3 protein-coding genes are annotated in these 5,922 nt (G+C 41.7%); all 3 read left to right on the top strand.

Features of this window, described 5'->3' with window-relative positions; genetic code table 11:
- The first annotated feature begins 41 nt into the window (after positions 1-41).
- The 3 genes from XEN7305_RS00535 (at position 42) to XEN7305_RS26225 (ending at position 5,694) form a co-directional block, all read left to right on the top strand.
- Positions 42-998, top strand: a complete 957-nt coding sequence (locus XEN7305_RS00535; protein WP_006507345.1) for a hypothetical protein — start codon at positions 42-44, stop codon at positions 996-998.
- A gap of 51 nt (positions 999-1,049) precedes the next feature.
- Positions 1,050-1,994: a DMT family transporter gene (locus tag XEN7305_RS00530; protein WP_006507344.1), complete on the top strand. Its 945-nt coding sequence runs from the start codon at positions 1,050-1,052 to the stop codon at positions 1,992-1,994.
- 250 nt (positions 1,995-2,244) lie between these two features.
- A complete protein-coding gene (locus tag XEN7305_RS26225; protein WP_006507343.1) occupies positions 2,245-5,694 on the top strand; it encodes a CRTAC homolog protein in 3,450 nt (1,149 codons plus the stop codon).
- Positions 5,695-5,922 lie beyond the last annotated feature (228 nt).

Here is a 5,922-nt window from a genome sequence, read left to right as displayed (position 1 = left end):
TAAGTAATAAGTAATAAGTAATAAGTAATAAGTAATAAGTAATGAATACTAGTGTTGCAATTCCCGAACAATCCACCTTGTTTAATTCTGTTTTAGATGGCTATGGCCGACGTCTCGCCCTGGTCTTTGGCAATGAATTCCAAGATGGTCGATGTCCTTTTCACCAGAGCCAGTGTAATCATTGTGATATTGGCGCGGGGGAAGGAGTTCAGTTTAATTATGAGCTGAATCAACAGCGACTAGTCTTTTTTCAAGATTACTATGGTGATGTTTTACCAGATATTGTTCATTTAGTGATTTACAATTCCGGTTCTACTTTAAATAAATTAGAAATGTCTCCTGAGACTTTGTTCTACATAGCAAAATATGCGGCTTCTTTAGAAAAATGTAAAATTGTTTCTTGGGATTCTCGCGAATGTTATATTAAACACAAAAATCTAGATGTCATTGTCAATAATCTGCGCCAAGATCAACAGATAAAAATCATTTTGGGAATAGAATCTCAGGATGAAACGATTCGCATGGTCAATTTAAAGAAATTGATGTCCAAAGAAGCTATTGAAAAGGCTTTTGCGATCGCAGGTACCTATCAAACTCGTATCGGCATAGAATTCAACATTGTGTTTCAACCTCCTGAGATTGTCGGTCAAGCAGCTATCGAAGAAGCCGAGAAAACGGTAAGATACGGCCTAGATTTATCCCAAAAATACGAAGTCCCCATAGATTTTAATTTTCATCCCTATTATCCTTCTCGCAAGAGTCAGGTGATGTTCCCCGATCATCCGAGAGCTCAGCTAGAGGATTCTTTGCAGGCTTTATTATTAATGAAGCAAGCGATCGCAGAATATGACAATGCGGCAAAAATCTTTATTGGTTGGCAAGATGAAGCTCACGATCGCGAGCAAGATAAAAGAACCTCCGAGTTACAGCAATATCTAGATATTTTCAATCGGTTCAATATCGAGCAAAATATTGCGATCTTGCAAGATGTCGTGTGATTCTTCCATAATTAGCTAACCTTAATCCAATTCACCACCAATTCTTCAGACATGTTCCATCAAACCCAAAAAGCCAATTCAACTTTACTCGGCTTAAGTCTGTTGAATCTTGCCCCCCTATTATGGGGCAGTAGCTATGTCGTACTCAAGCAAACTATCACGGTAATAGCGCCATCGCTCCTAACTTTAATTTCTTATGCCTTGGCGGCTCTTTGTTTCACTCCTTTTTTGCTAAACAATAAGCGCTTGGTAAATGCTGGTTTAGAATTGGGTTTCTGGTTATTACTCGGCTCAGCAACTCAGACTATTGGGTTGCAATATACTAGTGCTAGTCGCAGTGCTTTTATTACCACCCTGTACGTTGTCTTAGTCCCACTACTAATTCGTTTATCTATTTCCTGCCCCAAGTTATTGGCGAAAAAAAATCGAAACCGGAATACATATTCTGGAGCTAAGACAAATCAAGTCCAATCTTCTATTTGGATTGCTGCGTTTTTAGCTTTAATGGGGGTTGGAATTTTGTCCTACGATCGCCAGACCCCAAATATAGGTGATCTTTGGACTTTAGGTACTGCCTGTAGCTATGCCTTATACATTATCAGAATCGAAAACTATGCCCGTAAGTTCAATGCTTTGCCCTTAGCCGCAGCGCAAATGTGGGGCGCTGTAGGTTTTTCTTTGTTATGGGTGTCAGTAGATAAGTCCCATTGGTTCACTAGTTTGCAGAATTTATGGGATTTACCTTGGAGCTCTTTATTGTATTTAGGTTTAGTTGTTACAACAGGTACGATTTGTATTCAAACTTGGGGTCAAGCTAGAATCAAATCTACTCAAGCTGCGGTTATTTATACATTAGAACCTGTTTGGGGTTTGGTTTTTGCTTATTTGATTTTGGGAGAGGTTTTGGGTTGGCGAGGATGGTTTGGCGCTGGCATGATTGTTTTGGCTACGTTGATGAGTCATTGGCAATCATCTTTCTTCAAAACCCAGAAATAAATAAAATCAAGAACCTGTTGTCCAAAACTTTATATATCTCACTGTTTTAAGAAGTACTATTATCTTTTTTGTATCCATAAAATTTCGATTTATCGTCAAAATACCGACAAGTTTTTCAAAAGATTAAACTAATAATAATATCTTGAAAAATAGGTTGAATAGCATTAAAATATCTAGGAATATTTATTGCTATTTTTGACTTTAATTTGCCTTGCTTTTTATAAGCAATGATTAGGATACAAATAATATTATGACTCTTAACTTTAATTCATTTCAGGATATCACCGGAAGTGCGGGAATTGTTTGGTCCCGACATCGAGGAGATGAAGCAATGAGTGTTGCTTGGCTAGACTATAACCAGGATGGATTAAGCGATCTTTGGGTCAGTGGACATGGTTATAATGGCGAATCACCTAATTCTTTATTTCCTGATGCGAAATACCCCTTTCTCTACATCAATAATGGGGATGGAACTTTTACCAATTTATTTACTGAAGATTGGCGGCAAGGTAGTGGGGGCGATACTCACGGGACTAATTGGATCGATTTTGATAATGATGGCGATCGCGATGTTTTTGTCAATAGTGGTGGTCAATTAGGCGGGGCAAATGCGACAGGACAACCTAATCATTTTTTTGTTACTCATAATAGTGACCTGGGACTTTTAAGCAACGAAAGTACCGCCAAGGGCGTAGTATATCAAATTGCTCGTAGTCGTTCCTCTATCTGGTTTGATGGTAATAATGATGGTCGTTTGGATTTTATTAATTTAGTAGCCCAAAGACCTGATGGACAAGGTTCTAATGCTTATTTTGAACAACAAATTGATGGCACTTTTATCGATCAATCAAATGCTGTGGGGCTAGATATTGATGGCTCTTCTCGTTATGGTCAGTTGGCCGATTTGACAGGAGATGGAATTTTAGAACTTGTAATTCAAGGTACCTATGAATTTCCGCTAGAAGTTTATGACATCTCCAATGGCTTTGTTAATATTACCAATAACTTTAATTTTCCTCTAACCAGCGATCTGCCTGTTGATCCGACAGAAGACTTTGAAGATCACGCCTCAGCTAGAGACTCGGTAATTGCCGATTTTAACGGTGATGGTTATAACGATATCTTTTTAGTGCGCTCTAGTATTGCCACAGTTTACCCAAGTGTTGCCCAAAATAACGATCGCATCATTGGGGGAGAATTGATTATCCGCAACATAGGAGAAGAAATTGGTTACAGTTTTCAAACCAGTGGCACCGTTGCGATCGACTTTTTTAGCCTCAATGGAATTCAAGCCGATTTAGACCCCAGTGAAATTTTTCTAGGCACATCGGGACGCAATCCTACCGCCGCCGAACTCGAAGCCTTTGTAAATATCAGCTCGGCAACAACCAGTCCCGCCACTGCTAACGATAATCCTCTGACCAGTGAAATAGATCGAGTCGCGGCCTTAGCTCTGAATCCCACTAGTCCTAATATCACAGGATTACAAAGCGATCGCTCTGCTCGGGGAGTCTATATTGGCTATGATGCCAACTCTCAAACCTGGGAAATTCGACTCAATTCCGATAACTTTGAGAGTATTCGCTCGGCAGTAGAATCCACAGCAGATATTACGAATTTACAAACGATTGGCTTTACTAATGTCGATCCCGATATTAATGCTCTAAGCGATCAGCTTTGGGTCTTTGATCCTAATACCAATCAATTTATTGATAACAGTGGGCCTGCGGGATTGACTAGTCCGACCTTGGCACAATCGGTCATATCGGGAGATTTTGATAACGACAAAGATATTGATCTCTATCTGGCCAATTCCTATGCCACTTTTGATCAGCCAAATATTCTTTACGATAACCAGGGTAATGGAACCTTTATCGCGATCGCCCAAGGCGGCGGAGCTGCTGGAACATCGGTGGGGCCTGTCTGGTTAGATTTTGAAACCGGGTCAAAGCTCGCAACTAGTGATTTTGATAATGATGGGTTTTTGGATATTTTTGTCAGTTCTAATGTTGCTCGTTCTCCTCGCAAAACCTATTTGGGCACACCATCACAGCTGTTGTCAAATCAGGGCAATAGTAATAATTGGCTACTAATTGACCTCGAAGGAGTTCAATCTAACCGCGATGGCATTGGTGCTCAAGTGAGAGTGACTTCTGGCGGGACGATTCAACTACGGGAACAAAATGGAGGAACCCATAATTTTGCTCAAAATGATACTCGTCTCCATTTTGGTTTGGGTTCAGATAATTTGGTAAATCAAGTCGAAATCACCTGGCCTTCGGGAGTGACCCAGCTTCTCAATAATGTGGCGGTGAATCAAGTTTTAACGATTACTGAGCCCTTTGCTAATACGATTATCGGCAATAGTAATAACAATTTGCTCCAAGGCGGCGCTGCTGCTGACCAGATAGAAGGATTAGCCGGGAATGATACCCTCAATGGCTTTGGGGGCAGGGATAATCTTTTGGGCGGTGAGGGAACAGATAGTTTGCTCGGCTCAGAAGGTGCCGATAGTTTGGCCGGGGGAGATGGGAACGACATTATTAAAGGGGGCGAAGATAATGATTTCATTTTGGGAGATGGAGATAACGATAGTCTCGAAGGGAATGATGGAGATGATACGATCGCAGGGAATTTAGGCAGCGATCGCATTTTTGGGGGAGCGGGTTATGATTTACTTTCGGGCAATGAAGGAGCAGATACGATCAATGGCAATAATGAAGCGGATCTGATCTATGGAGACGAGGGTAATGATGTTTTAAATGGAGACGATGGGGATGATACGCTCCAAGGGGGCGATGATAATGATGAGCTTTTTGGCAGTCTAGGCAAAGATAGCCTGGAAGGAAATGATGGCAATGATACTCTCAATGGCGATAACGGCAATGATACGGTAGATGGCGGCAATGGAGCGGATCTCGTGCGGGGTCAAAAGGGTGATGACCTGGTAATTGGGGGCAATGGCAACGATACCCTAAAAGCAGGAGAGGGCGCAGATAGTCTTTTTGGCGGGAACGATAATGATTTTATTGAAGGAGAAGGGGGATTTGATGAGTTATATGGCGAAGCAGGAGATGACACGCTACGGGGGGGCAATGGGGATGATACTATTTTTGGCGGAGCAGGAAGCGATCGCGTTCTGGAAACGGGGAATTTAAATTTTACAGTGACTGATACTCAGGTTATTGGCAGGGGAACTGATACTTTCAGTGAGGTTGAGTTGGTAGAAATTTCCACTGGTGGCGGGCAAAATAATATTGATGCTTCGGCAGTGACTCAATTGCCGGTGAAGCTCAATGGTGCTGGCGGTCGGGATACTCTGCAAGGTGGCGCGGGAGATGATGAGTTGCTTGGTGGTGCGGATATTGATACATTGACGGGCAATGCTGGCAGCGATCGCTTTGTCTATTTAGGTTTAAATCATCGCAACGATGTGATTAGCGATTTTGAGGCAGGAGTGGATAAGATTGTAGTCTCAGCAGCAGCTTTTGGTAGCGGTTTGACGGCGGGAATTTTAGATCCGAGTCAGTTTGTGTTGGGCAATGTTCCTGGGGATGCTGACGATCGCTTTTTGTTTAATACAAATAATAATCGATTGCTGTTTGATGCGGATGGTACTGGTTCTGGTAATGCGATCGTGGTTGCGACTTTGAGTAATAGTAATGTAATTAGTAACCAAGACATTGAGGTTATTGGGTAATGGGTAATGAGTAATGGGTAATGGGTAATGAGTAATGGGTAATGGGTAATGAGTCAGGGCTATTTCATTCTAGAAAGAGGGATAATGTGATAGTCACGATACCCTAATAAGCAGGATGCCACAACAAAGTATCATAAATGCCTTTGTAGAGCTACCAGATCCACGTCGCCGTGCGGGTCGCCGTCATGAAAAAACATTATGTTTAGCACTGTTTACTCTTGCAGTTGC

Origin of the sequence: Xenococcus sp. PCC 7305 (assembly GCF_000332055.1) — a bacterium.
Lineage (GTDB): Bacteria > Cyanobacteriota > Cyanobacteriia > Cyanobacteriales > Xenococcaceae > Xenococcus.
The sequence above is the reverse complement of the archived record's forward strand: the minus strand, read 5'-3'. Positions and strand labels throughout refer to the sequence as shown.